This is a genomic window from Microbacterium sp. cf046 (genome assembly GCF_900114345.1).
Classification (GTDB): Bacteria; Actinomycetota; Actinomycetes; order Actinomycetales; family Microbacteriaceae; genus Microbacterium.
Genome location: NZ_FOZJ01000002.1, coordinates 694,903 through 719,974 on the forward strand (window position 1 = coordinate 694,903; position 25,072 = coordinate 719,974).

Sequence of the window (25,072 nt, forward strand, 5' to 3'; positions counted from 1 at the left end):
GCGTTGCTGTGGCGCGATCTACGCGTCGCGGACCTCATCGTGGGGCGACCCCACTCCGGTCAGCCATTCCGGTTGCCGCTCCGTCTGCCGGGCGACCGGGATGCGGGTGCCGAGGACCTGCGACACCACATCCTGAGCGATCTTGGCCGGCGTGAGGCCGGCATCCTCGAGGATCTGCTCCCGTGTCGCGTGGTCGATGAATTCGTCGGGCAGACCGAGCTCGTCGACGGCCGTGTCCACGCCGGCCTCGCGCAGCACCTGGCGCACCCGTGTGCCGATGCCGCCAACGCGGATGCCGTCCTCGATCGTGATGACCAGGCGATGGGATGCTGCGAGTTCGACGATCGACGGCTGGACGGGCACGACCCATCGCGGGTCGACGACCGTGGATCCGATGCCCTGAGCACGCAGGCGCTCGGCGACGTCGACCGCAATGTGGGCCATCGGCCCGATGCCGATGATCAGGACGTCCTGCGCGTCGGAGCGGACCAGGACATCGACGCCGTCGGGCAGGCGCTCCAGCGCCGGCAGTGTCGCGCTCACCGAGCCCTTGGGGAACCGGATGACCGTCGGCGCGTCGTCCACCGCCACCGCCTCGCGCAGCACTTCCTGCAGCCGGTCGGCGTCGCGGGGCACCGCGATCCGGATGTGGGGCACGATCTGCAGCATCGCGAGATCCCAGATGCCGTGGTGGCTGGGACCGTCGGGCCCGGTGACGCCGGCGCGGTCGAGCACGAAGGTGACGCCGGCGCGGTGCAGGGCCACATCCATCATGACCTGGTCGAAGGCGCGGTTCATGAAGGTGGCGTAGATCGCTACCACGGGGTGCAGGCCGCCGAAGGCGAGACCCGCAGCGGATGCCACTGCGTGCTGCTCGGCGATTCCGACGTCGTACACGCGATCGGGGAACCGCTGGGCGAACGGCAGCAGTCCGGTGGGGCGCAGCATCGCCGCCGTGATGCCGATGACCTCCGGTCGGTCCTCCCCCACGGCGACCAGCTCGTCGGCGAACACGTCGGTCCAGGCTCGTGCCGTCGAGCTGCCGACCGGCTCACCGGAGGCCGGATCGATGCGACCCACGGCGTGGAACTGATCGGCTTCGTCGTCGCGGGCAGGCTGATAGCCGCGCCCCTTCTCGGTGATCGCATGGACGATCACCGGCGCCCCGAAATCCTTCGCCAGTTGCAGGGTCTCGATCAGAGACCGCAGATCGTGGCCGTCGACGGGCCCCAGATATTTGATGTCGAGATTCGAATACAGCTCGGCGTTGTTCCAGAAGCGGGACAGGAAGCCGTGCGTCCCACCGCGGACTCCGCGGTAGAAGGCTCGCGCGGCGGGTCCGAGGCGGCGCGCGAACGAGGCGGAGCTGCGGTGCAGGGTGTTGTAGGTGTCGGCCGTGCGCACACGGTTCAGATACCGCGCCATGCCGCCGATCGTCGGCGCGTAAGACCGCCCGTTGTCGTTGACGATGATGACCAGGTTGCGGTCGTTGTCGTCGGAGATGTTGTTGAGCGCCTCCCAGGTCATCCCGCCCGTCAGCGCGCCGTCGCCGACGACTGCGACGACGTGCCGGTCTTTCCGGCCGGTGCGCGTGAGCGCGCGCGAGACGCCGTCCGCCCAGCTGAGCGAGCTCGATGCGTGCGAGGACTCGACCACGTCGTGCGGGCTCTCCGAACGCTGCGGATAGCCGGCGAGGCCGCCGCGCGATCGGAGACCGGTGAAGTCCTGCCGACCGGTGAGCAGCTTGTGGACATAGGACTGGTGGCCCGTGTCGAAGATCATCGGGTCATCGGGTGAGTCGAACACCTTGTGCATCGCGAGCGTCAGCTCGACCACCCCGAGGTTCGGGCCGAGGTGACCGCCGGTGCGCGAGACGTTCTCGATCAGGAATGCGCGGATCTCCGCGGCCAGCTGCTCGAGCTGATCGACGCTCAGCGCGTTGAGGTCGCGAGGGCTCGAAATCGACGACAGCAACGACATCCGAGCTCCTTTCGCACGCTCACGGTCAGCCTGGCAAGTCTACCTGCGGTGCAAACGACGGAGGGGTCCGGCGCTCTGGCCGGACCCCTCCTGTCGATCTCAGACGAGGGATCGCAGCACGTACTGCAGGATGCCGCCGTTGCGGTAGTAGTCAGCCTCGCCCGGTGTGTCGATGCGCACCACGGCGTCGAATTCGACCGTCGGCTTGCCCGGCGCCGAGAACTCGCTGGGGACCGCGGTGACGTGGACCGTCTTGGGGGTCACGCCCTCGTTCAGCTGCTCGAGTCCGGAGATCGAGACGATCTCGGTGCCGTCCAGGCCCAGCGAGGACCATGTCTGACCCGCCGGGAACTGCAGCGGGACGACGCCCATGCCGATCAGGTTCGAGCGGTGGATGCGCTCGAAGCTCTCGGTGATGACCGCCTTCACGCCCAGCAGACTCGTGCCCTTGGCCGCCCAGTCGCGCGACGAGCCGGAGCCGTACTCCTTGCCGCCGAAGATGACGAGCGGGGTGCCGCCCGACTGGTAGTTCTGGCTCGCGTCGTAGATGAACGACTGGGGACCGCCCTCCTGCGTGAAGTCGCGGGTGTAGCCGCCCTCGACCCCGTCCAGGAGCTGGTTGCGCAGCCGGATGTTCGCGAACGTGCCGCGGATCATCACTTCGTGGTTGCCGCGGCGGGAACCGTAGGAGTTGTAGTCCTTCCGGGTCACACCGTGCGCCTCGAGGTACTGACCCGCGGGACTGTCGGCCTTGATGTTGCCCGCCGGGCTGATGTGGTCGGTGGTCACCGAGTCGCCGAGCGTGGCGAGCACGCGGGCACCGGTGATGTCGGTCACCGGGGTGAGCTCCATCGTCATTCCGTCGAAGTACGGGGGCTTGCGCACGTAGGTCGATTCGGCATCCCACTCGAACACGTCGCCGGTCGGAGTCGGCAGCGTCTTCCAGCGCTCGTCGCCCTCGAACACGCTGGCGTACTGGTGCGTGAACATGTCCTTGTTGATGGACGAGTCGATCGTCGACTGCACCTCCGCGGCATCCGGCCAGATGTCCTTGAGGAACACGTCGTTGCCGTCCTGGTCCTTGCCCAGGGCGTCCGTCTCGAAGTCGAAGTTCATCGAGCCGGCCAGCGAGTACGCGATCACCAGCGGCGGGCTGGCGAGGTAGTTCATCTTCACGTCGGGATTGATGCGTCCCTCGAAGTTGCGGTTGCCCGACAGCACCGCGGTGACGGCCAGGTCGTTCTCCTGCACGGCGCTGGAGACCTCTTCGATGAGCGGTCCGGAGTTGCCGATGCACGTCGTGCAGCCGTAGCCGACGGTGTAGAAGCCGAGGTCCTCGAGATCCTGGGTCAGTCCGGCCTTCTCGTAGTAGTCGGTGACGACCTTCGACCCCGGCGCGAGCGTCGTCTTGACCCACGGCTTCGCCTTGAGGCCCTTCCTGACCGCGTTGCGGGCGAGCAGGCCCGCCGCGAGCATGACCGACGGGTTCGACGTGTTCGTGCAGGACGTGATCGCCGCGATGGTCACGGCTCCGTGGTCGAGCGTGAACCGCTCGCCGTCCGCGAGGACGACCGGGGTGGGCTTGGAGCCCTTCAACGGCGCGTGACTGTGGTGGTGGTGCGTGTGCTCGCTGTACTCGTCATCGGGCGAGTTGCCAGGAGGGTCGGATGCCGGGAACGACTCGGATCCCTCCAGGTCGACCAGATCGTGCTCCACATCCGCGTAGTTGGTCAGATCGCTCGCGAACTGCGTCTTGGCGTTCGCGAGGATGATCCGGTCCTGGGGTCGCTTGGGCCCGGCGATGGAGGGGACCACGGTGGCCAGGTCCAGCTCGAGGTACTCGCTGTAGACCGGCTCCGTGTCGGGGTCGTGCCAGAGCGTCTGCAGCTTCGAGTACTGCTCCACGAGGGCCACCTGCTGCTCGCTGCGACCGGTGAGCCGCAGATAGTCGAGCGTCACCTCGTCGATCGGGAACATGGCCGCCGTCGAGCCGAACTCCGGGCTCATGTTGCCGATCGTGGCGCGGTTCGCCAGCGGAACTGACGCGACGCCCGAACCGTAGAACTCGACGAACTTGCCGACCACACCGTGCTTGCGGAGCATCTCGGTGATCGTGAGCACGACGTCGGTCGCGGTGACGCCGGTCGGGATGGCGCCGGACAGTTTGAAGCCGACGACCTTCGGGATGAGCATCGACACCGGCTGGCCGAGCATCGCGGCCTCCGCTTCGATGCCGCCGACGCCCCAGCCCAGCACGCCGAGGCCGTTGACCATCGTCGTGTGCGAGTCGGTGCCCACGCACGTGTCGGGGTAGGCGCGCAGGACGCCGCCGACGTGGCGGTCGTAGATGACCTTGGCGAGATGCTCGATGTTCACCTGATGCACGATGCCGGTGCCGGGCGGGACGACCTTGAAGTCGTCGAACGCCGTCTGCCCCCACCGGAGGAACTGGTACCGCTCGCCGTTGCGCTCGTACTCGATCTCGACGTTGCGCTCGAGCGCGTTCTCGGTGCCGAACAGGTCGGCGATGACGGAGTGGTCGATCACCATCTCGGCGGGAGAGAGCGGGTTGATCCGCTTCGGATCTCCCCCGAGTGCTTCGACGGCCTCGCGCATGGTGGCGAGGTCGACGATGCACGGGACGCCGGTGAAGTCCTGCATCACGACACGAGCGGGCGTGAACTGGATCTCGGTGTCGGGCTCGGCCGCGGCATCCCACGATCCCAGCGCCTCGATCTGCGCCTTCGTGACGTTGGCGCCGTCCTCGGTGCGCAGCAGGTTCTCCAGCAGCACCTTCAGCGAGAAGGGAAGCTTCTCGTAGCCGGCGACGGCGTCGAGGCGGAAGATCTCGTAGTCGGTGCTGCCGACCGTCAGGGTGCTCTTGGCACCGAAGCTGTCAACCGTGGACACGCGTGTCTCCTTCGTCGGCGGCGGAGCGGGCGCAGGGCCCGACCTCCCCATCTTCCCCGTCCCCGGCCGCAGTGGCTAGTGAGGCTGGCCTTACTGACGAAAGAACGGATTTATCTTGATGTCAAGATAAATGTATCACTTCGGCGACGGTGGATAGAGTGCCCGGACGGCGAGCCAGGTCACCGCGACGAGCGGTGCGAACAGCGGCAGACCCATGATCAGCTTGAGCGTTCCGAGGGCCGTCACGTCGCCGGCGAAGTACAGGGGCAGCTGCACCGCGAGCCGGAATGCGAACAGCCCTGCCCAGGCGATCGCGAGCCAGAAGAACACACGACGCTTGCGCTTGTCCGCGCGCCATCTCGTGCCCTCGTTCATGAGGAAGCCCACCGCGAGGCCGATCAGCGACCAGCCGATCAGCGCTGAGACCAGGAACGCCGTCCCGTACGCGGCGTTCGTGATGAACCCGAAGACGAAGTTGTCCTGCCCTCGCCCGGTCCACAGTGCGAGTGCCGCGGCTCCCGCGGTCGCGATGAGACCGCCGATAGCGGCCGCAGGCGGGGATTTCGTGGCGAGCCGGATGATCGTGAACACGGCGGCGAGCCCGACCGACAGTCCGAGCGACAGCCACAGATTGCCGGTCTGGGTGGTGCGGTCGTAGGTGACGGTGAAGAGCACGACGAACACGAGGCTCGGCAGGACGGACTCCAGGATGCCGCGCCAGCCGCCCATCGCACGCCAGACGACATGGCCGGTGGCCGCACCCTCCGCGGGGTCGAGCCCTGCTCGCTTGGCCGCTTCACCGAGCGCCGCTCCCACGAGCTCCGAGGCCGACGCGGACGCGGCGGGGGGCGCGGACGGCTCGCCGTCGGGGGACGGGTCCGAGGCCGGGGGCGGTGGCTGGGTCACGCGGCGCCCGGAGTCGCCGGCATCTTCAGCGGAATGAGATCCCGCGGGGGCATCGGCGTTCCCCCGCGCACGACGACGATCGAGCGGAACAGGTCTTCGACCTGCGCCGCGGCCTCGACATCCGCCGTGGCCGCGCCGCCGATCACGCCGCGCAGGAACCAGCGCGGGCCGTCGACGCCCACGAAGCGAGCCAGGCGCTTGCCTGCGGCACCCTCCGGTCCGGCCGCCACGGGGACCTCGGCGAGCAGCTCGGGCCCGAGCGGTCCCTCCCGCTCCTCCACACGACCGCCCTGCTGGCGGATCTGCGCGCGGATCTGCTCGCGCGTCTCCTCCCACAGCCCGGTCGTGCGCGGAGCCGCGAACGGCTGCACCTGGAGCGTCGAACCCGCGTAGTCCAGACCCACCGCGACGATCCGCTTGGTCTGCTCTTCGACCTCGAGACGCAGGTTCAGACCTTCTCGGGGGAGGATCTTGATCCCGCCGAGGTCGATGTAGGGCCGTACCGGGTTGGCCTCCGACTCGTCGAAGGGTCCGGCGACCGCCCGATCCCCGAGGGGGTCCGGCTGGGCGGCATCGGTGGGTGTCGCGTCGCTCATGGACTGCGCTCCGTTCATCTGTCTCTTCGGTCGCGGGGAGCTCCCCGCGAAAAAACTCGCCGACGCTCGTCGGCGGCTACGCCGTGCTCCCCTGATAGCCGGTCGATCCGAAGCCGCCGTCACCGCGGACGCTCTCGGGAAGCACGTCGACCGGGATGAAATTGGCCCGGGAGACCGGCATCACGATGAGTTGCGCGATGCGGTCGCCGACTCCGATGTCGTACGCCTGCTCGGCGTCGGTGTTCAAGAGTGTGGCCTTGATCTCGCCTCGGTAGCCTGCATCCACCGTGCCGGGGCTGTTCACGATCGTGATCCCGTGCTTGGTGGCGAGGCCGCTTCGCGGAACCACGAACGCGACGTAGCCGTCGGGCAGCGCGATCCGCACGCCGGTGCCGACGAGGGCGCGTTGGCCGGGTTCGAGCCGGAGGGCCTCCGTGGAGACCAAGTCGGCCCCGGCGTCGCCGGGGTGCGCGTACGCCGGAACGTCGGGGGCGATAATGAGGACGTCCACAGTTTCAGCCACGCAATGAGGGTAATGCAGAAGACAGAGAGCGGTGTCCGCGGCAGTGCTGCGGTCCACTACCGCGAGCGACTGAGTCCATCGCTGTGGACCGTGGTCAGCGCTGCGGTCGCCGCGCCGATGGCGGCGCTCGTGTTCGCCCCGATCGACACCACGCTCGCCCTCGTGGCGGGCGCCCTGGTCGGCGTCGCGATCGTGGTGCTCATGGTCGCCGCATCCCCCGTCGTGGAAGTCCGCGAGGGCGTGCTGCACGCCGGGCGCGCGCACATCGACGTCGACTTCACCGGTGAGACCGCGGTGCTGACGGGCGGTGACGCCCAGAACGCCCGCGGCCCGGGGCTGCATCCGCGGTCCTGGCACATGTTCCGCGGCGGAATCGAAGGTCTCGTGATCGTCGCGATCACGGATCCTGACGACCCCGCCCCGTCATGGGTGATCTCCAGCAGAACGCCGGATCGACTGGCGGCGGCGGTGCGTCGAGCGCAGGCTACGCGGCGCACTCCGAGCAGATAGGGCCTGCAGCGTCCTCATGGTCGAGCTGCGAGCGGTGCTTGACCAGGAAGCAGTTCACGCACGTGAACTCGTCCTCCTGAGCCGGCAGCACGACGACGTCCAGCTCGAGATCGGAAAGATCCGCTCCCGGCAGTTCGAAGCCTGAGGGGTTGTCGGCGTCCTCCACATCGACGGATCCCGAGAGCTTGTCGGGAACGCGCTCCTTCAGAGCCTCGATCGACTCGCTGTCGTCTTCGGTCTTGCGGGGGGCGTCGTAATCCGTGGCCATGCGTAAACGTCTCAACTTCCGGGGAATAACAGTGGTGCACCGACCCTGTCGGGCGGCGATAGTTTGCACGACCCGAACCCATTTCGCAAATGCGCGAACGGATCCTGGTCTGCGTTGCCGTGAAACTCGCGGCGCGCGCCGGATATTCCCGACCCGGGGCACCCCCTGTGTCAGCATGGGCGCAACCGCTGGATCGGAGGGGCGTTTCGCATGGAACAGCTCAAAGTGATCGGAACCGAGGACGACCTGCTCGTCCTGGCGACCGAGTCGGGTGAACGGTTCGCGCTCGCCCTCGATGACGTGCTGCGACGCGAGCTTCGCAAGGCGCGGAAAGAGCGCGACGACGACGCACAGGTCGTCAGGCCGAGCCCTCGCGAGATCCAATCGCACATCCGCGCAGGACTGTCCGCAGACGAGGTCGCCGTCCTGCTCGGCGCTCGGGTCGAGGACATCGCACGTTTCGAGGGTCCGGTGCTCGCCGAACGCGAGCACGTCGTGAGCCAGGCCCTGGCCGTTCCGGTGCTCCTCGGCGCCGAACTCGACCCGGATGTCCACCCCACGTTCGGCGGAGCGGTGCGCGCCAAGCTGACTGAGGCCGGCGCGTCCGGCGAGCGATGGACGAGCTGGAAGGACCAGACCGGGTGGGTGGTCAAGCTCGAGTTCGCGGCCAATGAGGTCGACCACGACGCCAGGTGGGGATTCGATCCGCGCCGCAGCACCCTCTCGCCCCTGAACGCCGACGCCATCCAGCTCTCGCGGCAGGGGTCGCTGCCGGAGGGTCTGATCCCGCGGCTGCGGGCGCTGGATGCGACTCCTCAGAAGGACGACACCCGCTTCGACAGCGGAGCGTTCGGACCGCGCCGCATGCCGGATGCCGATCTCGAGTCGCCGGACCTCCGCGAGCCGGTCGCTCCCGCCGTGCAGGAGGCCGCGATGAAACGCGCGACCGCCCCGGATGTGACCTCGTCGGAGACCGCGGACCTCCTGGAGGCACTGCGGCGTCGGCGCGGTCAGCGCGAGCCGCTGCCGGGAGCGGAGGAGCTGGCCTCGGCCCGAACGCACGCGCCGGTGGCACTGTTCGATGCGCTGGAGCCCGGCTACGACGAGTCGCCGCGCGACGACTACGACGACCCTCGCACCGATGATGTCGGTCAGGCCACGGTCGTGGAGGCGGCCGGTCGGCGGAAGGGCCGCACGTCCATGCCGTCCTGGGACGAGATCGTCTTCGGAGCCCGCACCGAGGATCAGCCCTAGGCGAAGGCCCCGAGCCGCAGCAGTGGAACTGTGCGCTCCTCGTTCGTGAGCGAGCCGTGCTGGCCGACCATGCGCTGCGCACCCTTGTCCTCGAGCCGGTCGTCGTAATAGGCGATCCCCGACCGCGCTGCCACGAGGACGTCGCCGATGCGGGGCGACACCTCCGGGTCGATGTTCCCGAACAGGCCGGCCGCCGTCGCCTCTTCGCGCGAGAACACCCACGAGCGCGCCGATTCAGCATCCCGCCAGCGCGCGAGCACGCCATCCGCGGCGCCGGGCTCGGCGTAGAGGTGCAGCATCCGCGGTTCTCCCCCGATGTGCCGGACGCCCGCGACCAGGTCGTCGCCGTGGTCGAGGAGGACATGGCGATGGCGTGGGACATCGACCATCCCGTGATCGGCGGTGACGACCGCGCCCACGCCCGGGGCCAGCGCATCGGAGAGCTTCCGGGCGGCGCCGTCGACGTGTTCGAGGGCGGCAAGCCACTCGTCCGAGTTCCAGCCCCGCTTGTGGCCGATCGCGTCGAGGTCGGGTGCATAGACGTACACGAAGGCGCCCGGATGCGAAGCGGCGAGGTCCGCCGCGATCGCGACTCGCTCGGCGACGTCGTTCGAGGGCACGAACTGCGCGCCGCGCATCGTCGCGTGGGTGAAGCCGGTGCCCGCGTATTCGGACTTGGATACGACGAAGCACGGGCGACCCTCGGCGGCGAAGCGCTCCGTGAACGGCACGGCCCGCTGCCAGCCGGGATCGAGCCCATCGGTGTCCCAGCCGCGCAGCTGGTTGACGACGTCGTCCATCTCGGGGACGAGGGCGCGATATCCGACGATGCCGTGCTCGCCCGGCGGGACGCCGGTGAGCAGACTCGTCAGCGCCGAGGCGGTGGTCGACGGGAACACCGTGCGGGCGACATCCTTCTTCGATCCTGCCGAGGAGAGGAATCGCGCATGGCCGGAGCGCGCGCTCAGGTTGTGCGCACCGAGCCCGTCCACCACGAAGACGATCGCACTCGTCGCCGGCGCGAACCACGTGGCGGTGCCCTCCAGAGCCGCCATCATCTGCGGCACGACACCGGTGAGGCTCCGGGCTCGCGGCGGGTCCGCGGGTAGGCTGAGGGACATCGGGGTCAGTCTCGCACACCGGCGGGCGCCCCTCTCCGACCAGCCCCACAGCCGCCGTCACCCGAGGCCAGATCGCCATGCCCGCAGCGCCCACCGACTCCGCTCCCGCCGACGAGGAGCGCATCGAAGACGTCGACGTCTCGACCGAGATGCAGGGCTCGTTCCTCGAGTACGCGTACTCGGTCATCTACTCCCGCGCCCTGCCCGATGCCCGCGACGGGCTCAAGCCGGTGCAGCGCCGCATCCTGTATCAGATGGCCGACATGGGCCTTCGCCCCGACCGCGGTCACGTCAAGAGCGCCCGTGTCGTGGGCGAGGTGATGGGCAAGCTCCACCCGCACGGCGACGCGCCGATCTACGACGCGCTCGTTCGGCTCGCGCAGTCCTTCTCGCTGCGCGTGCCGCTCGTGGACGGTCACGGCAATTTCGGCTCCCTCGACGACGGTCCGGCCGCACCGCGCTACACGGAGGCTCGCCTCGCTCCGGCGGCGCTGGCGCTCACCGAGAACCTCGACGAGGACGTCGTCGACTTCATTCCGAACTACGACGGACAGTTCCAGCAGCCTGCGGTGCTGCCGGCGGCCTACCCGAATCTGCTCGTCAACGGCGCGACCGGCATCGCCGTCGGCATGGCCACGAACATGGCTCCGCACAACCTCATCGAGGTCGTCTCGGCGGCGATCCACCTGCTCGACAATCCCGAGGCCACGGTGGAGGAGCTGATGGACTTCGTCCCGGGCCCCGACTTCCCGTCCGGTGGGATCGTGATGGGCCTCGAGGGCGTCAAGGATGCGTATACGAAGGGCCGTGGCGCCTTCAAGGTGCGCGGCAAGGTATCGGTCGAGTCGCTCGGACCAAGGCGCACCGGACTCGTCGTGACGGAGCTGCCGTATCAGGTCGGCCCCGAGCGCGTGATCGAGAAGATCAAGGATGCGGTCCAGGGCAAGAGGCTGACCGGAATCGCCGATGTCACCGATCTGACCGACCGCAACCACGGGCTTCGGCTCGTGATCGGGATAAAGACGGGGTTCGATCCGCAGGCCGTGCTGGATCAGCTGTACCGGCTGACCCCGCTCGAGGACTCATTCAGCATCAACAACGTCGCGCTCGTGGACGGCCAGCCGCAGACGCTCGGGCTGAAGGAGTTGCTGCGCGTCTACCTCGATCACCGCATCCAGGTCGTCACGCGGCGCAGCAGATTCCGCCTGGCGCGTCGCGAGGAGCGGCTGCATCTGGTGGAGGGTCTTCTCATCGCGATCCTCGACATCGACGAGGTCATCCAGGTCATCCGCACCTCCGACGACAGCGAGCAGGCACGGGCGCGCCTCCGCGATGTGTTCGATCTGAGCGAGGTCCAGGCCGAGTACATCCTCGAGCTCCGGCTCCGGCGGCTGACGAAGTTCTCCCGCATCGAGCTCGAAACCGAACGCGATGCGCTCAAGGCGGAGATCGCGCAGCTCCAGCTGCTGCTCGGCAGCGAGGCTCTGATCCGCGCGCAGGTGGCTCGCGAACTCGAGGCCGCATCGGACGCGTACGGGACTCCACGGCGCACGCTGCTCATGAACGCGAAGCCGGCGGCGCCGCGCCCGGCGCGCGGTGCCCCCGCGCCCGATCTGCAGATCGCGGATGCGCCCACCGTCGTCGTGCTCTCCACGACAGGGCGCGCCGTGCGCGTCGATCTGGGGGACGGGCAGGAGCTGTCGGCCCCGGCCCGGCGCAGCAAGCACGACGCGATCCTGGACACTGCGACGTCGACGACCCGAGGAGAGCTCGGCGCCGTCACCACGGCGGGCCGCGTCGTGCGCTTCTCCCCTGTCGACCTGCCGTCCGTGCCGCCTGCGTCGGTCCAGCTCGCGGCCGGCGTCGTGCTGCGCGATTATCTGGGCATCACCGACAAGAACGAACGCGTGCTCGCGCTGATCCGCTTCGACGATGAAGCGCCGCTCGCCCTCGGCACGCGTGAGGGAGTCGTCAAGCGCGTCATCCCCAGCACCCTCCCGCCGCGACCCGAAGTCGAGATCATCGCCCTGAAGCCCGGTGACGCGGTGGTGGGCGCCGCCCCGGCGCCGGACGGGGCCGAAGTCGTCTTCGTGACGAGCGACGCCCAGCTCCTGCATTTCCCGGCATCCGCGGTGCGTCCGCAAGGTGCGCCGGCCGGGGGGATGGCGGGCGTGAACCTCTCCGCGCAGGCGAGCGTCGTCTTCTTCGGCGCGGTCGTGGGCGACGAGGTCATCGCCGTCACCGTGTCCGGAGCGGCCGGCGTCCTGCCCGGCACCGACCCGGGACGCATCAAGGCCTCTCGGTTCGAAGAGTTCCCGGCGAAAGGCCGGGCGACCGGCGGAGTGCGCGCGCACGCGTTCCTGAAGGGCGAGGACCGTCTCACCCTGGCGTGGGTCGGCCCCGCGTCAGCGCGGGCGGTCGGTCCTGACGGCTCGGTGCGGACGCTGCCCGATGCGACGGCGAAGCGCGATGCGTCGGGTCAGCCGCTGGATGCCGTGCTCGGATCGGTCGGCCGGACGCTGATCTAGCAAGCGCGGCCCTCGATCACTCGCGGCGGAAGACCGTCAGGTCGTACTCCACCCATCCGTTCGCGAGGCAGGTCTGCAGCGCGGTGCCCCCGACGAGCGGATCGAGCCGTGCCCAGTGCAACGGCAGGAGCGCCAGCGGGGCCGTGAGCACGGCGATCGCGCGGTCCCGGGGGCGTCGCAGCTCCAGGTAGGGCGTCAGACGCTCGGTGGACTCGTGACGGAAGCCCGCATCCTCGGCGAGTGATCTCAGGTCGGCGGGCCGCAGCAGCGCGTTGACGTGCCAGCCGCGCACGAAGCGCGTGAGCGTGCGCTGCGCCGCGGCGCCGCCGGCATCGCCCCGCATGTCGTCGCAGATGATCAGCGCGCCACCCGGGCGCACCAGCCGGCCCGCCTCCGCGAAGAAGCGCGCCGGATCGGGCGCGTGGATGAACGACTCGATGGCGAACGCGACATCCGCCGGGGCGATCCCCTCCGGCAGGTCGGTGTAGTCGCCTTCGAGACAGGTCACGCGGTCGTCCAGGCCCAAGTCGGCGACGCGCTGTCTGCCGATCGCCGCCTGCGTGGGGCTGAGTGTGATGCCCGTGCCGCGAACGGGCAGGCGCTGCGCGAGATAGCAGAGGCTCGCGCCGATCCCGCAGCCGAGGTCGACGACGTGGGCGGGCGCCGCGTCCGACGATCGGCCCCGGATGACGTCGGCGATGCGCTCCTCGACGAAATGGAACGCCGAGCTGCGATCGTGCGTCCCCGGCCCCCACACCGCGCGATGGATCGCTCCCTCGCTGCCGCCCTGCCCATGAGCGACGAACGCCGCCGTGTTTCGGTCGTAGTAGCGGCGGACACGCGAGGTGTCGAACTCGGGCACTACGCGTCGATCGCCTCTCGGGACAGCCGATCCGACGACTCGACGATGAACTCGCGGCGCGGGGCGACCTCGTTTCCCATCAGCAGTTCGAACACGCCGCCGGCGATCTCCGCGTCCTGGAGGCGAACGCGGCGCAGCATCCGGCCGGAACGATCCATCGTCGTGGTCGCGAGCTGGTCGGCATCCATCTCCCCCAGGCCCTTGTACCGCTGAACGGGCTCGTGCCAGCGACGACCCGACTTCGTGACCTTCGTCAGGAGCGCGTGAAGCTCGTTCTCGCTGTAGGTGTAGATCGTCTCGTTCGGCTTCGTGCCGGGGTTCATCACGATCACGCGGTGCAGCGGCGGCACTGCCGCGAACACGCGGCCGTCTTCGATCAGCGGCCGCATGTACCGGAAGAAGAGAGTGAGCAGCAGCGTCCGGATGTGCGCGCCGTCGACGTCTGCGTCGCTCATCAGGATGACCTTGCCGTAGCGCGCGGCGCTGAGATCGAACGTGCGGCCCGAACCGGCGCCGATCACCTGGATGATCGAGGCGCACTCGGCGTTGTTCAGCATGTCGCTGACCGAGGCCTTCTGCACATTGAGGATCTTGCCGCGGATCGGAAGCAGCGCCTGGAATTCGCTGTTGCGCGCGAGCTTCGCCGTGCCCAGAGCCGAATCACCCTCGACGATGAACAGCTCGGACTGGCCGACATCGGATGATCGGCAGTCCACGAGCTTCGCCGGGAGCGACGAGGACTCGAGGGCGTTCTTGCGTCGCTGCGTCTCCTTGTGGGCGCGTGCCGAGATGCGCGCCTTCATCTCGGCGACGACCTTGTCCAGCAGCAGCGCGGTCTGATTCTTGTCGTCGCGCTTGGGCGAGGAGAATCTCGCTGCGAGCTCCTTGCGGACCACCTGCGTGACGATCTGGCGCACCGCCGGCGTGCCGAGCACCTCTTTGGTCTGACCCTCGAACTGGGGCTCGGGCAGCCGAACCGTCAGGACGGTCGTCAGGCCGGCCATCACGTCGTCCTTCTCGAGCTTGTCGCTTCCGACCTTGAGTCTTCGGGCATTCTGCTCGACCTGCGTGCGCAGGACACGGAGGAGCTCCTGATCGAAGCCCTGCTGGTGCGTGCCGCCCTTGGGGGTCGCGATGATGTTGACGAACGAGCGGCTCACCGTGTCGTACCCGGTCCCCCACCGCACCGCGATGTCGACGTGGCACTCCCGCTCGACCTCGGTCGGCACCATCGCACCGGTCGGCTGCAGCACGGGAACCGTCTCGGTGAACGTGCCGCTGCCGGTCAGCCGCCACGTGTCGGTGATGGGGGCGTCCGTCGCGAGGTACTCCGCGAACTCGGAGATCCCGCCGTCGAACCGGAAGGACGTCTCGTTGTGCTCCTGGTGGCGCTGGTCCTTGACCACGATCTCGAGCCCAGGGACGAGGAAGGCTGTCTGCCGAGCGCGAGTTGCGAGCTCCTCGAGCTGGAACGCCGCGTCCTTCGTGAAGATCTGGCGATCCGCCCAGTACCGGATGCGGGTGCCGGTGACCCCGCGAGGGGCGCGGCCCTTGACGCGAAGCTCGCTGCGCACCTCGAACGGCGTGAACGGCGAGTCGGGCGAGGGCTCGCCCTTGTCTGCGAACACGCCGGGCTCGCCGCGGTGGAAGGACATCGCCCACGTCTTGCCGCCGCGATCGACCTCGACATCGAGGCGCTCCGACAGCGCGTTCACGACGGACGCGCCGACGCCGTGCAGGCCGCCGGATGCCGCGTACGATCCGCCGCCGAACTTGCCGCCGGCATGGAGCTTCGTGAAGACCACCTCGACGCCCGACAGTCCCGTGCGCGGCTCGATGTCGACGGGGATGCCGCGACCGGTGTCGTGAACCTCGACGCTCCCGTCGGGATGCAGCGCGATGTCGATGCGGGTGCCGTTGCCCGCCAGCGCCTCGTCGACCGCGTTGTCGACGATCTCCCAGACGCAGTGCATGAGGCCGCGCGAATCGGTCGAGCCGATGTACATGCCCGGGCGCTTGCGAACCGCTTCGAGCCCCTCGAGCACCTGCAGGTGATGGGCGGAGTACTCGGAGGTCACAATCCTCAAGATTATCGGCGGGAGCCGACAGAGGCATGCACAGACACGGGGCGCCGGGTCCGCGTACGCGCTGAGCGAAATGTCACCGGTTCGCGGCATTCTCGAAACAATCGCATGGTTGTATGTGATGACCCGCACAGGGTGGACGAGACACGAGCGACGCTTACGAGGAGGACCCGAGATGACCACGCTATCGACACCGACCGAGCCCGCCGTTCTCGAGTACCGCCTCACGGCACTGGATCGCTGCGACTCCTGCGGTGCCCAGGCCTACATCGCCGCCGAGGTGAACGGAAGCGAGCTGCTGTTCTGCGCCCACCACGGCCGCAAGTACGAGGAGAAGCTCCGTTCGCTTGCCACCAGCTGGCACGACGAGACCGCCCGCCTGCTCGAGTCCGTCTAGCGCCCGAGTGGCGCAGGGTCACTCCCCGGAGTAGGTCCGAGGCACCAGAGGCGAGATCCGCACGAGGATCTCCTCGCCGACCGTTCCGATCTTCTCGGCCAGATCCGTCGCCGATGCTCCGTCCGGTCCGAAGAAGGCGACGTCGTCGCCGACCGATGCGGGCCCGAACGACGCGACGAGCGTGTGCTGCTCCCCCACGCTGGTGATCTGCACGCTCTTGCGGTCGACGCGCAGTGCTCCGTGCCTCCCGAGGCTCGACGGCACTCCGTGCAGGAATCCGACGCCGAGTGTCACCGCGTGGTCGCCGACGTGCGTCACCGGCGCCTGGAGCGAGGCGATCGCGCGGATGCCGAGCTCGGCCTCCGGCACCCCACCTGCCGACCTGATCCCGTAGCAGAATGCCCCGACGCGAACGAGGTCGTACCGGAACTCGGCGCGCGCGAAGGATGCCGCGCTTGCGGACAGGTGCCTCACCTCGAGGTCGAACCCTGCGGCCTCGGCGAGGACCACCGCGTCCTCGAACACAGCGCGGGCGTCGTCGTCGTCTTGGTCGCTCGCCTCGGCGATGTGACTCCAGGCGCCGACCACCAGGATGAGTCCTTCGTCCTGCAGCTCGCGGGCCCGGCCGACCACAGTCGCCCAATCCTCAGGTCGGATTCCGTTGCGATGCAGGCCGGTGTCGATCTTCAGATGCACTCGCGCGGGTCGGCCCGCAGCTCTGGCGCCGGCGCCGATGTCCTCGAGGAACCCGGCGTCGCCGACGCCCAGATCGATGTCGGCGTCGATCGCCGCCCGGATCTCCTCCGCCCCGACGGTGAGCCAGGAGAACACGCGCGACCCGGGGCCGGCGGCTGCGCGGGTGCGCAGCGCCTCTGCGACGTCGAACGCCCCGAACCAGTCGACCCCCTCACGCGTCGCCCTGCGGACGATCCGATCGAGCCCGTGGCCGTACGCGTCGTCCTTCACGACCAGCATCAGCCCGGCCGGGGCGACCCGGGCGCGGACGACATCGAGGTTCGACGCGAACTCGTCGAGATCGATGTGCAGCCGCGGCCCGTTCATGGCGCGTACTCCCGTGCATTGCGCAGCCCCACAGCGGTCACGAGCTCGCCGCCGGTCAGCCCGGTCGCCGCCGACCACTCCGCGATCGCAGGGGAGCCCGTGCTCGGGTCGCCGAAGAAGACGACATCGTCGCCTCGGGTGACCGGCCCATCCGGACCCACGTCGACTACGCACACGTCCATCGCGACGCGACCGACGATCGGATGCCGCCTCCCGGCGATCGTCACCGAGGCGGAATCCCCCAGCGCCCGCACGACTCCCTGCGCGTAGCCGCCTGTAACGAGGGCGACGAATGTGTCGCGAGACGCACGGTGGGCGTACCCGTACGAGACGCCCTCACCCTCCCGCAGGCGCTTTGTGCTCAGCACCCGGCCCTGCAGGCTCATCACCGGCTCGAAGCCGGGGGTCAGCCCGTAGACCGCGTCCGCGATCGAACCGGTCGCCTGCAGCGTGCATCGTGCGGAGTCGACGATTCCTTCGAGCGCGAGGGCTCCCGCCTCATCGATGAGGAGCCCGCCCGCCCCGGCGGCGATCGCGCGGGGCGCGACGGCATCCACGCCGTGACCCCAGGCGTCGGCGCGCACGTCGATGAGCGGGGCATGGGATCCGCCGACCACGGCGCGCAGATTCAGCTCGAGCGCGGAGAGGGAGATCCGGGCCGTGGGAGCGGTGCGACCGGTCGCGCCCGGGTCGGGTGCTGCACGCCCAGGGTTGCCGAAGGTCACGGCATCTAGACTATCCGGGGCCCTCCGACTGTCCCCCGCCAGTCGCCCACCCATCCACCCCGGAGAACGCATGCCTCAGAAAGGCCTCGGCCTCGCGCCCCGCCTTCGCTATCTCGCCGGCCGTGCTCGCCGCATCGACGTCGGATCCGTCGTCGAGCGCGCGAAGGAGTCCTCCGCACAGCACGACAAGTGGACACCGGCGATCGTGGTGGACATGCTCTGGCAGGCGGGGTTCCGCAACGTCGGCTTTCAGGATTACATCGACTACGACTTCGCGATCCTGAGCCGCGACGAGCGAGCCACCTACATGACCCACCCGGTGTCGAATCAGCTCTCGCAGAAGTACGACCACCCCGACTTCCGACACATCTTCCAGGACAAGGTCGAGTTCGACCGGGTCTTCAGCGAGCACCTGCATCGCGAGTGGATGGTCGTGGACGAGGGAAATGCGGATGCCGTCCGCGTATTCACCGAGCGACTCGGAACCATTGTGACGAAGGAGCCGGTCGGTCAGGCCGGCACCGGAGTGCACCGCTACCACGCGAGCGAGGTCGATGACTGGGACGACTTCCACCGCGGCCTCCTCGAGCGCGGCGAGCTGCTCATCGAGGCCGTCATCGTCCAGCACGCGGCTCTTGCCGCGGTGTGCCCCGGCACCGTCAACACGACTCGCGTCACGGCGTTCTTCGACGGCGAGCAGACGCACATCCTGGCCATGGCGCAGAAGTTCGGGCGTGGTGCGGTCAGCGACCAGATGACCTTCGGCGGGTTCTACACGATGCTCGACGACGACGGCCACGCCGTCGGGCCGGGATACGACTCGCACGGGCACGTGCACGTGCGGCATCCCGATTCCGGATTCGTGATCGGGGACTTCCAGCTGCCGATGATCGACGAGGTGCGGGACTTCATCGATCACGTCGCCCGTGTCGTCCCCCAGGTGCAGTACGTGGGGTGGGACATCGTCGTGACACCGGACGGACCGGTCCTTGTCGAGGGCAACTGGGGCGCAGGCGTGTACGAGAACAAGCCGAGCGTCACCGGCATCCGCACCGGCCACAAGGCGCGGTACCGCGAGGCGATCGGCTTCTAGGCCGGCGTCGTCACGCGCGGCGCACCACGCCCAGCGGGGTGGACTCGTGACCCTGTCCGAGGGGATTGTCCTTCAGGATCGCGACCAGCCGCTTCTCGCTCGCCTTGTCGAGCGTCGAGCCGAGGATGTTGCCGCCGAGGTCGTTGATGTCGACGACGGCGACCTCCGCGCTCCCGCCGAGAAGGGTCTTCAGATGCTGAGCGACCTCTCGCGGACGCTCCGGACCCAGCACGACCGCCTTGTTGTACGGCGGGATGGTTCCACTGGTCGGGCCGTCGATCGCGCGTGCCTTGTCGCCGGCGACGCGATAGAAGTCGCCCTTGCGTCCGAACGCCTTCGTCACCGCCGAGACGCCGGCGGCGAACAGGATGCGGAGCGTGCCGCATTCGCGCAGCGCCATCTCCATCGTCTCGGGCATGCCCAGTCCGATCCCGTACGGCGTGCGGGTGACGTACTTCGAGAGGAACAGCGCCAGCCTGCGGGGGTGGATCTCCTCGACGAGGTACGAGCGCCCCTGGGTGATCGCGACGATCTTCTCGGTGACGAAGAAGATGTCGCCGGGCGCGACGACGTCCGTCGCGTACTCGCGGATGAACGCATCGAGGTCGTCACCCGGCAACACGACGCGCGTGCGGATCGGGATGCGGGAGTAGGTCGTGCCTTCGACCTCGACGGCGAGCGCCTTGCCGGCGTTGGCCTCGGCCATCACTCGAGGTAGTCGCGCAGGGACTGCGAGCGGGACGGGTGGCGGAGCTTGGCCATCGTCTTCGACTCGATCTGGCGGATGCGCTCGCGCGTGACGCCGAACGTGTCGCCGATCTGGTCGAGCGTCTTGGGCTGGCCGTCGCCGAGTCCGAAGCGCATCCGGATCACTCCGGCCTCGCGCTCGGAGAGCGAATCCAGGAGCGACTCCAACTGTCGCTGGAGCATCGTGAAGCCCACTGCGTCCGCAGGGACCACGGCCTCGGTGTCCTCGATGAGGTCCCCGAATTCGCTGTCGCCGTCCTCGCCGAGCGGCGTGTGCAGCGAGATCGGCTCGCGGCCGTACTTCTGCACCTCGATGACCTTCTCCGGGGTCATGTCGAGCTCGCGGCTGAGCTCCTCGGGCGTCGGCTCGCGACCGAGGTCCTGCAGCATCTGGCGCTGGACGCGCGCGAGCTTGTTGATGACCTCGACCATGTGGACGGGGATGCGGATCGTGCGGGCCTGGTCGGCCATGGCGCGGGTGATCGCCTGGCGGATCCACCACGTCGCGTAGGTCGAGAACTTGAACCCCTTCGTGTAGTCGAACTTCTCGACCGCACGGATCAGGCCCAGGTTGCCCTCCTGGATCAGATCCAGGAACTGCATCCCGCGACCGGTGTAGCGCTTCGCGAGCGAGACGACCAGACGGAGGTTCGCCCCGAGCAGGTGCGACTTCGCGCGCTGACCGTCGCGAGCGACCCATTGGAGGTCGAGACCGGTCTGGTTCGACTTCTCCGCGGAGGTCATGTGGGAGAGCTTCTCTTCGGCGAACAAGCCGGCCTCGATGCGCATCGCGAGCTCGACCTCTTCGGCCGCGTTCAGCAGCGGGACCTTGCCGATCTGCTTGAGGTAGTCCTTGACCGGGTCGGCGGTGGCGCCGGTGATCATGGTCGAGTAGACCGGGACATCGTCCTCATCGGTGGAGGAGATGACGATCGCGCCGGTGGGAAGCGGCTCGGAGAACGCGGGCTTCGTGTCCTCTTCGTCGTCGTCCTCCTCTTCGGCTTCAGACGCTTCGGCCTCGGGCTCGGCGACGGCCGCGGCCTTCGCCCTGCCTCGGGCAGGAGCGGGGGTCTTCTCCTCGTCGTCGCTGTCGTCGATGTCCACGACCTCTTCGAGGTCGACGACGTCGTCGATCTCGACGTCGTCCGGGAGGTCGTCGGTCTCGGTGTCGTCTGCGGTCTTCGTCGCTCGCGCCTTCGTGGCCTTCGCCGCGGGCTTCGCGGCTGCCTTCGCAGCCGGCGCCTTTGCAGCCGGCGCCTTCGCAGCGGCCGTCTTCGCGGCGGTGGTCCTCGCCGCAGCGGGCTTCGTCGCGGTCTTCTTCGCGACTGCCGCCGCTGACTCCTCCGCGGGAGAAACCGCCGCGGTGTCCTTCGCGCTGCTCGCGCGGGTCGTGGTCTTCGTGCCTGAGGTCACGGTTCGCCTTTCACCAGCGGACGGGTGTCGTACGTCCCCCGGTAGATTTCGGACACTAGTAAGACCCTTGTCAAGTCCCCGCTCTGCTGAGAATGCCTCACAGAGCCGGTTGACAACGGGTCAGGTCATCTATTGTCGCACATTCGCCGCGCACATCCGACGTGCACGGTCGACACCTGTGTTACAACGCCGACGGCGTGTCGGGCATTCCGCCTCGGTCAGGCTCCGCGCTTCTCGTCGTCGCCAGTGGGCCGGTTGGCCAGGAACCGCTCCAGCTCGGCGGCGAGCTCGTCAGCGCTGGGCAGATCGCCGGTGTGGATGATGGGAGAAGCGAGCGTCGAGCCGGCCATGTAGGCGTCGTACCGCTCCTCGAGACCCTGCACCATCCGCGACAGCTCATCGCTCCCGGCGACCTGCTCCTCGACCTTCGCGAGGTATTCGCGGTTCTCCTCGCGCAGCTCGTCACCGGCGAAGACGAGCCCAGTCGCAACGGTGAGGCTGTCGAGTCCCGCAAGTGCCGCGGCCGGATACTCGGTGTCGCCCAGATAGTGCGGCACCAGGAGCACGAAGCCGGCCACGAGGGCGCCGGCTTCGGCGAACCGGTATTCGAGCAGATGCCCTGCGGTGGCCGGAACCTGAGTGTGGGGCTGCCAGACCGAATGCGCCTCGGTCAACTCGCTTCGGGTGCCGCTCACGGTCGTACCGATCGGGCGCGTGTGCGGCACGGGCATCGGTATCGCGTGCACCCAGGTCACGGCCTGCACGTCGTAGGCGGCCGCGAAGTCCAGGACCGCGTCGGTGAAGGCGTCCCAGGCGAAGTCGGGCTCGTATCCGGCCAGGAGAAGGAAGGGCTGACCGAGCGAGTCGTGCGCGAACGAGAGTTCCAGTCGCGGCGGCCGGTAGTCGGTGAGGTGGTCCTGCTCGAAGGAGATGAGCGGACGGCGGGCGCGGTAGTCGAGCAGCACGTCATTGGAGAAGACAGCCACCGGGGTCGGTGCGAGAGCGTCACGGAAGTAGTCGACCAGTCGGCTGACCGCGCTGCCCGCGTCCGTGAATCCGGTCAGCGCGATCACGAGCGGGAGCCCCCGCGGGATCGGCGGCGCGGAAGCCACACGCTCGTACAGCGGAGCGGAATGAGCCATGCCCCCATGGTACGAGCAGGGCCCGCCGCCGCGGGTCGCACACGTCCCGCTCACAGCGAACAGACCCGGGGGGACATACCTAGGATGGAGTCCATGTCGTTTCCCGACCTCGTCTTCAGCACCACGCCCGTTCGAGAGTCCGATGCCGACGCCATTCTCCTGGCGCTGCCTTCCCTCGATTCGGAGGACCCACCCGCGCTCGACGATTGGCCGGGTCTTCGAGAGGCGCTCGCCGCGACCGGATTCACGGGTGCGGCATCCTCCTATCAGCGCGTGTATGCGCCGGAGAGCACCGCACTGCCGCTCGCCGTGGTCGGGATCGGAGCGAAATCGGATGCCGCCGCCGTACGCGACGCAGTCGGCACCGGCATCCGTCTGCTGACGGGCTTCGCCCGGGTCAGCGTCGCGGTCATCGCGGAGGAGGCGGGTCTCTGGCGCGCTGCCGCGGAGGGCGCGAGCCTCGGCGGCTATCGCTTCGACGGCTACAAGTCGGAGGCGCCGAAAGCACGAGCCGGCGAGGTCATCGTGCACGGCGAGACGGCGCCCGCGGACGACGAGATCGCCGCTGTCCTCGCGGCAGCGGACGCCGTCGCGCTCGTGAAGGATCTCGTCGCGATCCCCGCGGAGTGGCTCGGCCCCGCCGACTTCGCCGAGCGCGCGGCGGCCTCGGTCGCCGATCTGCCGGTCACGGTCGAGATCCTCGACGAATCCGACCTCCGAGAGGGCGGTTACGGAGGCATCCTCGGTGTCGGGCAGGGCTCGGATCGGCCGCCGCGACTCGTGCGCCTTGACTACGCGCCGGAAGGCGCGGCCCGACACGTCGCACTCGTCGGAAAGGGCATCACGTTCGACACCGGCGGACTTTCGCTGAAGCCTGCCAGCTCGATGGTGGGCATGAAGTACGACATGTGCGGTGCGGCGACTGCTCTGAGTGTCGTGCGCGCCGTCGCGACGCTCGGCCTGCCGGTTCGCGTCACAGCCTGGCTGTGCATCGCCGACAACATGCCGTCCGGCCGCGCCATCCGGCCCGGCGACGTGCTGCGGATGCTCGACGGTTCGACGGTCGAGGTCCTCAACACGGACGCCGAGGGACGGCTGGTGCTCGCCGACGGTCTCGTAGCCGCGAGCCGGGAGAATCCGGACGTCATCGTCGACGTGGCCACCCTCACCGGGGCGATCACGATCGCCCTCGGCACGCGTCACACCGGAGTCATGGGTGAGGATGCCGCGGTGGCCGCGTATCTGGCCGCATCCGAAGAGTCGGGTGAGCTCGCGTGGCAGCTGCCCCTGCCCGCGCACATGGTCGACGAGCTGGACTCCCCCATCGCCGACCTCCAGAACGCGAAGATCGGCGACCCCGCCGGCGGATCGCTGTTCGCCGGCCTCTTCCTCCGTCACTTCGTGGGGCGCGTGTCGGCGGACGCCGATGCGCCCCGCATCCCTTGGGTGCATCTGGACATCGCCGGTGTCGGGATGAACAAGGGCGGAGCCTTTGGATTCACGGACAAGGGTCCGACCGGAGCGACGGTCCGCTCGCTCATCCGTTTCGTCGCAGATCAGGAGTCCTGATGACCGAGCACGCATTCGACCTCGTGATCCTGGGCGGCGGCAGCGGCGGCTACGCCGCCGCGCTGCGCGCCGCGGAGCTGGGCAAGACCGTGGCCCTGATCGAGAAGGACAAGGTCGGCGGGACCTGCCTGCACCGGGGCTGCATCCCGACCAAGGCGCTCCTGCACGCGGCCGAAGTCGCCGACGTGGCTCGCGACGCATCCAGCATCGGCATCCGCGCGACGCTCGACGGCATCGACCCGGAAGGCGTCCGCGCATACCGGGAGGGCATCGTCGCGAAGAAGTACAAGGGCCTCGAGGGGCTGATCAAGGCCCGGGGCATCACGGTCGTCGCCGGATCGGGTGTGCTCGAGGCAGGTCCGGCGGTCCGGGTCGGCGACGACCTGTACCGAGGCATCGACGTCATCCTTGCGACGGGTTCGTACAGCCGGTCGCTGCCCGGTCTGGAGATCGGCGGACGGATCCTCACGAGTGAGCACGCGCTGGAGCTCTCCGAGGTCCCCGATCGGGTGGTGATCCTCGGCGGCGGAGTCATCGGGGTCGAGTTCGCGAGCGTGTGGCGCTCGTTCGGTGCCGACGTGACGATCGTCGAGGCACTCGATCACCTCGTGCCGAACGAGGACGTCTCGATGAGCAAGGCGCTCGAGCGTGCGTTCCGCAGGCGTGGGATCGCCTACTCGCTGGGCGTGAGATTCGCCGCTGCCAGCCAGACCTCGGATGCCGTCACGGTGACGCTCGAGAACGGCACGGCGTTCGAAGCCGACTATCTGCTGGTGGCCGTCGGCCGCGGCCCCTCCACGACCGGGCTCGGCTACGAGGAGAACGGCGTGGTGCTCGACCGCGGATTCGTCACGACCGACGATCGCCTGCGCACGGCCGCGGACCATGTGTGGGCGGTCGGCGACATCGTCCCCGGACTCCAACTCGCGCATCGCGGGTTCCAGCAGGGCATCTTCGTGGCAGAGGAGATCGCCGGCCTGCATCCCGTGCTCGTCCCGGACACGCAGATTCCCAAGGTCACCTACAGCCACCCCGAGGTCGCCTCCGTGGGTCTCACCGAGGTGCAGGCCGTCGAGATGCACGGCGTGGACTCCGTGGTCTCGTACGAGTACAACCTCGCCGGCAACGGGAAGAGCGAGATCATCGGCACCTCCGGCCTCGTCAAGGTCGTGCGGGTCAAGGAGGGTCCGGTGCTCGGCGTCCATCTCGTGGGCGATCGCGTCGGCGAGCTCATCACCGAGGGGCAGCTCGCGGTGGGGTGGGAAGCGCACCCGGAGGACATCGCTCCGTTCGTGCACGCGCACCCGACGCAGAGCGAGGCGCTCGGCGAGGCGTTCCTCGCCCTGGCCGGGAAGCCGCTGCACGCGCTCTGACACCGCGCC

General features: G+C 68.8%; 21 protein-coding genes. 7 read left to right on the plus strand and 14 right to left on the minus strand.

Features of this window, described 5'->3' with window-relative positions; genetic code table 11:
• Positions 1–18: 18 nt before the first annotated feature.
• The 5 genes from dxs to dut all read right to left on the minus strand — a co-directional run bounded on the left by dxs (position 19) and on the right by dut (position 6,915).
• Positions 19–1,980, minus strand: a complete 1,962-nt coding sequence (dxs, locus tag BM349_RS09560; protein ID WP_091706569.1) for a 1-deoxy-D-xylulose-5-phosphate synthase — start codon at positions 1,978–1,980, stop codon at positions 19–21.
• 99 nt (positions 1,981–2,079) lie between these two features.
• The gene (gene acnA / locus BM349_RS09565; protein ID WP_091706571.1) at positions 2,080–4,890 is read right to left on the minus strand and encodes an aconitate hydratase AcnA; all 2,811 of its coding nucleotides are present in this window, start codon (positions 4,888–4,890) and stop codon (positions 2,080–2,082) included.
• 135 nt (positions 4,891–5,025) lie between these two features.
• The gene (locus BM349_RS09570) at positions 5,026–5,796 is read right to left on the minus strand and encodes a DUF3159 domain-containing protein (RefSeq protein ID WP_091706573.1); all 771 of its coding nucleotides are present in this window, start codon (positions 5,794–5,796) and stop codon (positions 5,026–5,028) included.
• On the minus strand, positions 5,793–6,392 hold the full coding sequence (locus BM349_RS09575) for a DUF3710 domain-containing protein (RefSeq protein WP_091707232.1): 600 nt from the start codon (positions 6,390–6,392) through the stop codon (positions 5,793–5,795). The genes BM349_RS09570 and BM349_RS09575 overlap by 4 nt, the downstream gene beginning before the upstream one ends.
• Before the next feature lie 76 nt (positions 6,393–6,468).
• Positions 6,469–6,915, minus strand: a complete 447-nt coding sequence (gene dut / locus BM349_RS09580) for a dUTP diphosphatase (RefSeq protein ID WP_175525259.1) — start codon at positions 6,913–6,915, stop codon at positions 6,469–6,471.
• A gap of 12 nt (positions 6,916–6,927) precedes the next feature.
• On the opposite strand from dut, the gene BM349_RS09585 reads away from it, so the two are divergent.
• On the plus strand, positions 6,928–7,425 hold the full coding sequence (locus BM349_RS09585; protein WP_091706577.1) for a DUF3093 domain-containing protein: 498 nt from the start codon (positions 6,928–6,930) through the stop codon (positions 7,423–7,425).
• Here the strand turns inward: BM349_RS09585 and BM349_RS09590 are convergent.
• On the minus strand, positions 7,400–7,693 hold the full coding sequence (locus tag BM349_RS09590; protein ID WP_091706579.1) for a DUF4193 domain-containing protein: 294 nt from the start codon (positions 7,691–7,693) through the stop codon (positions 7,400–7,402). The two genes, BM349_RS09585 and BM349_RS09590, sit on opposite strands and share 26 nt — an antisense overlap.
• Before the next feature lie 210 nt (positions 7,694–7,903).
• On the opposite strand from BM349_RS09590, the gene sepH reads away from it, so the two are divergent.
• Complete coding sequence (sepH, locus tag BM349_RS09595) at positions 7,904–8,947, plus strand: septation protein SepH (RefSeq protein WP_091706582.1); 1,044 nt, start codon at positions 7,904–7,906, stop codon at positions 8,945–8,947.
• Here the strand turns inward: sepH and BM349_RS09600 are convergent.
• Positions 8,944–10,068, minus strand: a complete 1,125-nt coding sequence (locus BM349_RS09600; RefSeq protein WP_091706584.1) for an alkaline phosphatase family protein — start codon at positions 10,066–10,068, stop codon at positions 8,944–8,946. The genes sepH and BM349_RS09600 overlap by 4 nt on opposite strands.
• Before the next feature lie 77 nt (positions 10,069–10,145).
• Here BM349_RS09600 and BM349_RS09605 point away from each other — a divergent pair, with 77 nt between their 5' ends.
• Positions 10,146–12,596 carry a DNA gyrase/topoisomerase IV subunit A gene (locus BM349_RS09605; RefSeq protein WP_091706586.1) on the plus strand — a complete coding sequence of 817 codons (2,451 nt, stop codon included), beginning with the start codon at positions 10,146–10,148 and terminating at the stop codon, positions 12,594–12,596.
• Between the two features lie 16 nt (positions 12,597–12,612).
• Here BM349_RS09605 and BM349_RS09610 read toward each other — a convergent pair whose 3' ends face one another.
• Entirely contained in the window at positions 12,613–13,458 is an 846-nt protein-coding gene (locus BM349_RS09610) for an SAM-dependent methyltransferase (RefSeq protein WP_091706588.1), read from the minus strand.
• Positions 13,458–15,539: a DNA gyrase/topoisomerase IV subunit B gene (locus tag BM349_RS09615; RefSeq protein ID WP_091707233.1), complete on the minus strand. Its 2,082-nt coding sequence runs from the start codon at positions 15,537–15,539 to the stop codon at positions 13,458–13,460. The genes BM349_RS09610 and BM349_RS09615 overlap by 1 nt, the downstream gene beginning before the upstream one ends.
• A gap of 178 nt (positions 15,540–15,717) precedes the next feature.
• Here BM349_RS09615 and BM349_RS09620 point away from each other — a divergent pair, with 178 nt between their 5' ends.
• Positions 15,718–15,939: a DUF7455 domain-containing protein gene (locus tag BM349_RS09620; RefSeq protein WP_091706590.1), complete on the plus strand. Its 222-nt coding sequence runs from the start codon at positions 15,718–15,720 to the stop codon at positions 15,937–15,939.
• 18 nt (positions 15,940–15,957) lie between these two features.
• On the opposite strand, the gene BM349_RS09625 is transcribed toward BM349_RS09620, so the two are convergent.
• Both BM349_RS09625 and BM349_RS09630 read right to left on the minus strand, forming a co-directional pair.
• Positions 15,958–17,001: an alanine racemase gene (locus BM349_RS09625; protein WP_091706592.1), complete on the minus strand. Its 1,044-nt coding sequence runs from the start codon at positions 16,999–17,001 to the stop codon at positions 15,958–15,960.
• Complete coding sequence (locus tag BM349_RS09630) at positions 16,998–17,726, minus strand: alanine racemase C-terminal domain-containing protein (protein WP_254773807.1); 729 nt, start codon at positions 17,724–17,726, stop codon at positions 16,998–17,000. Before BM349_RS09630 ends, BM349_RS09625 begins: the two co-directional genes overlap by 4 nt.
• A gap of 70 nt (positions 17,727–17,796) precedes the next feature.
• Here BM349_RS09630 and BM349_RS09635 point away from each other — a divergent pair, with 70 nt between their 5' ends.
• Entirely contained in the window at positions 17,797–18,819 is a 1,023-nt protein-coding gene (locus BM349_RS09635) for a sugar-transfer associated ATP-grasp domain-containing protein (RefSeq protein WP_091706598.1), read from the plus strand.
• 10 nt (positions 18,820–18,829) lie between these two features.
• Here the strand turns inward: BM349_RS09635 and BM349_RS09640 are convergent, their stop codons facing one another.
• The 3 genes from BM349_RS09640 to BM349_RS09650 form a co-directional block, all read right to left on the minus strand.
• On the minus strand, positions 18,830–19,525 hold the full coding sequence (locus tag BM349_RS09640; protein ID WP_091706600.1) for a coenzyme F420-0:L-glutamate ligase: 696 nt from the start codon (positions 19,523–19,525) through the stop codon (positions 18,830–18,832).
• Positions 19,525–20,979 (minus strand): RNA polymerase sigma factor, encoded by a 1,455-nt coding sequence (locus tag BM349_RS09645; protein ID WP_091706603.1) that lies wholly within the window; start codon positions 20,977–20,979, stop codon positions 19,525–19,527. Before BM349_RS09645 ends, BM349_RS09640 begins: the two co-directional genes overlap by 1 nt.
• A 218-nt stretch (positions 20,980–21,197) precedes the next feature.
• The gene (locus tag BM349_RS09650) at positions 21,198–22,121 is read right to left on the minus strand and encodes a proteasome assembly chaperone family protein (RefSeq protein WP_091706605.1); all 924 of its coding nucleotides are present in this window, start codon (positions 22,119–22,121) and stop codon (positions 21,198–21,200) included.
• A gap of 93 nt (positions 22,122–22,214) precedes the next feature.
• On the opposite strand from BM349_RS09650, the gene BM349_RS09655 reads away from it, so the two are divergent.
• Entirely contained in the window at positions 22,215–23,690 is a 1,476-nt protein-coding gene (locus BM349_RS09655; protein WP_091706608.1) for a leucyl aminopeptidase, read from the plus strand.
• Complete coding sequence (lpdA, locus tag BM349_RS09660; protein ID WP_091706610.1) at positions 23,690–25,063, plus strand: dihydrolipoyl dehydrogenase; 1,374 nt, start codon at positions 23,690–23,692, stop codon at positions 25,061–25,063. The genes BM349_RS09655 and lpdA overlap by 1 nt, the downstream gene beginning before the upstream one ends.
• The last annotated feature ends 9 nt before the right edge of the window (positions 25,064–25,072 follow it).

Bases quoted from the DNA above. Each gene is read 5' to 3' on its own strand.
- lpdA (WP_091706610.1), top strand. From the start codon at position 23,690: ATGACCGAGCACGCATTCGACCTCGTGATCCTGGGCGGCGGCAGCGGC.
- BM349_RS09585 (WP_091706577.1), top strand. From the start codon at position 6,928: ATGCAGAAGACAGAGAGCGGTGTCCGCGGCAGTGCTGCGGTCCACTAC.
- BM349_RS09655 (WP_091706608.1), top strand. From the start codon at position 22,215: ATGTCGTTTCCCGACCTCGTCTTCAGCACCACGCCCGTTCGAGAGTCC.
- BM349_RS09590 (WP_091706579.1), bottom strand. From the start codon at position 7,693: ATGGCCACGGATTACGACGCCCCCCGCAAGACCGAAGACGACAGCGAG.
- dxs (WP_091706569.1), bottom strand. From the start codon at position 1,980: ATGTCGTTGCTGTCGTCGATTTCGAGCCCTCGCGACCTCAACGCGCTG.
- BM349_RS09640 (WP_091706600.1), bottom strand. From the start codon at position 19,525: ATGGCCGAGGCCAACGCCGGCAAGGCGCTCGCCGTCGAGGTCGAAGGC.
- BM349_RS09625 (WP_091706592.1), bottom strand. From the start codon at position 17,001: ATGAACGGGCCGCGGCTGCACATCGATCTCGACGAGTTCGCGTCGAAC.
- BM349_RS09635 (WP_091706598.1), top strand. From the start codon at position 17,797: ATGCCTCAGAAAGGCCTCGGCCTCGCGCCCCGCCTTCGCTATCTCGCC.
- BM349_RS09650 (WP_091706605.1), bottom strand. From the start codon at position 22,121: ATGGCTCATTCCGCTCCGCTGTACGAGCGTGTGGCTTCCGCGCCGCCG.
- BM349_RS09600 (WP_091706584.1), bottom strand. From the start codon at position 10,068: ATGTCCCTCAGCCTACCCGCGGACCCGCCGCGAGCCCGGAGCCTCACC.
- BM349_RS09620 (WP_091706590.1), top strand. From the start codon at position 15,718: ATGACCACGCTATCGACACCGACCGAGCCCGCCGTTCTCGAGTACCGC.
- BM349_RS09575 (WP_091707232.1), bottom strand. From the start codon at position 6,392: ATGAGCGACGCGACACCCACCGATGCCGCCCAGCCGGACCCCCTCGGG.
- sepH (WP_091706582.1), top strand. From the start codon at position 7,904: ATGGAACAGCTCAAAGTGATCGGAACCGAGGACGACCTGCTCGTCCTG.
- BM349_RS09605 (WP_091706586.1), top strand. From the start codon at position 10,146: ATGCCCGCAGCGCCCACCGACTCCGCTCCCGCCGACGAGGAGCGCATC.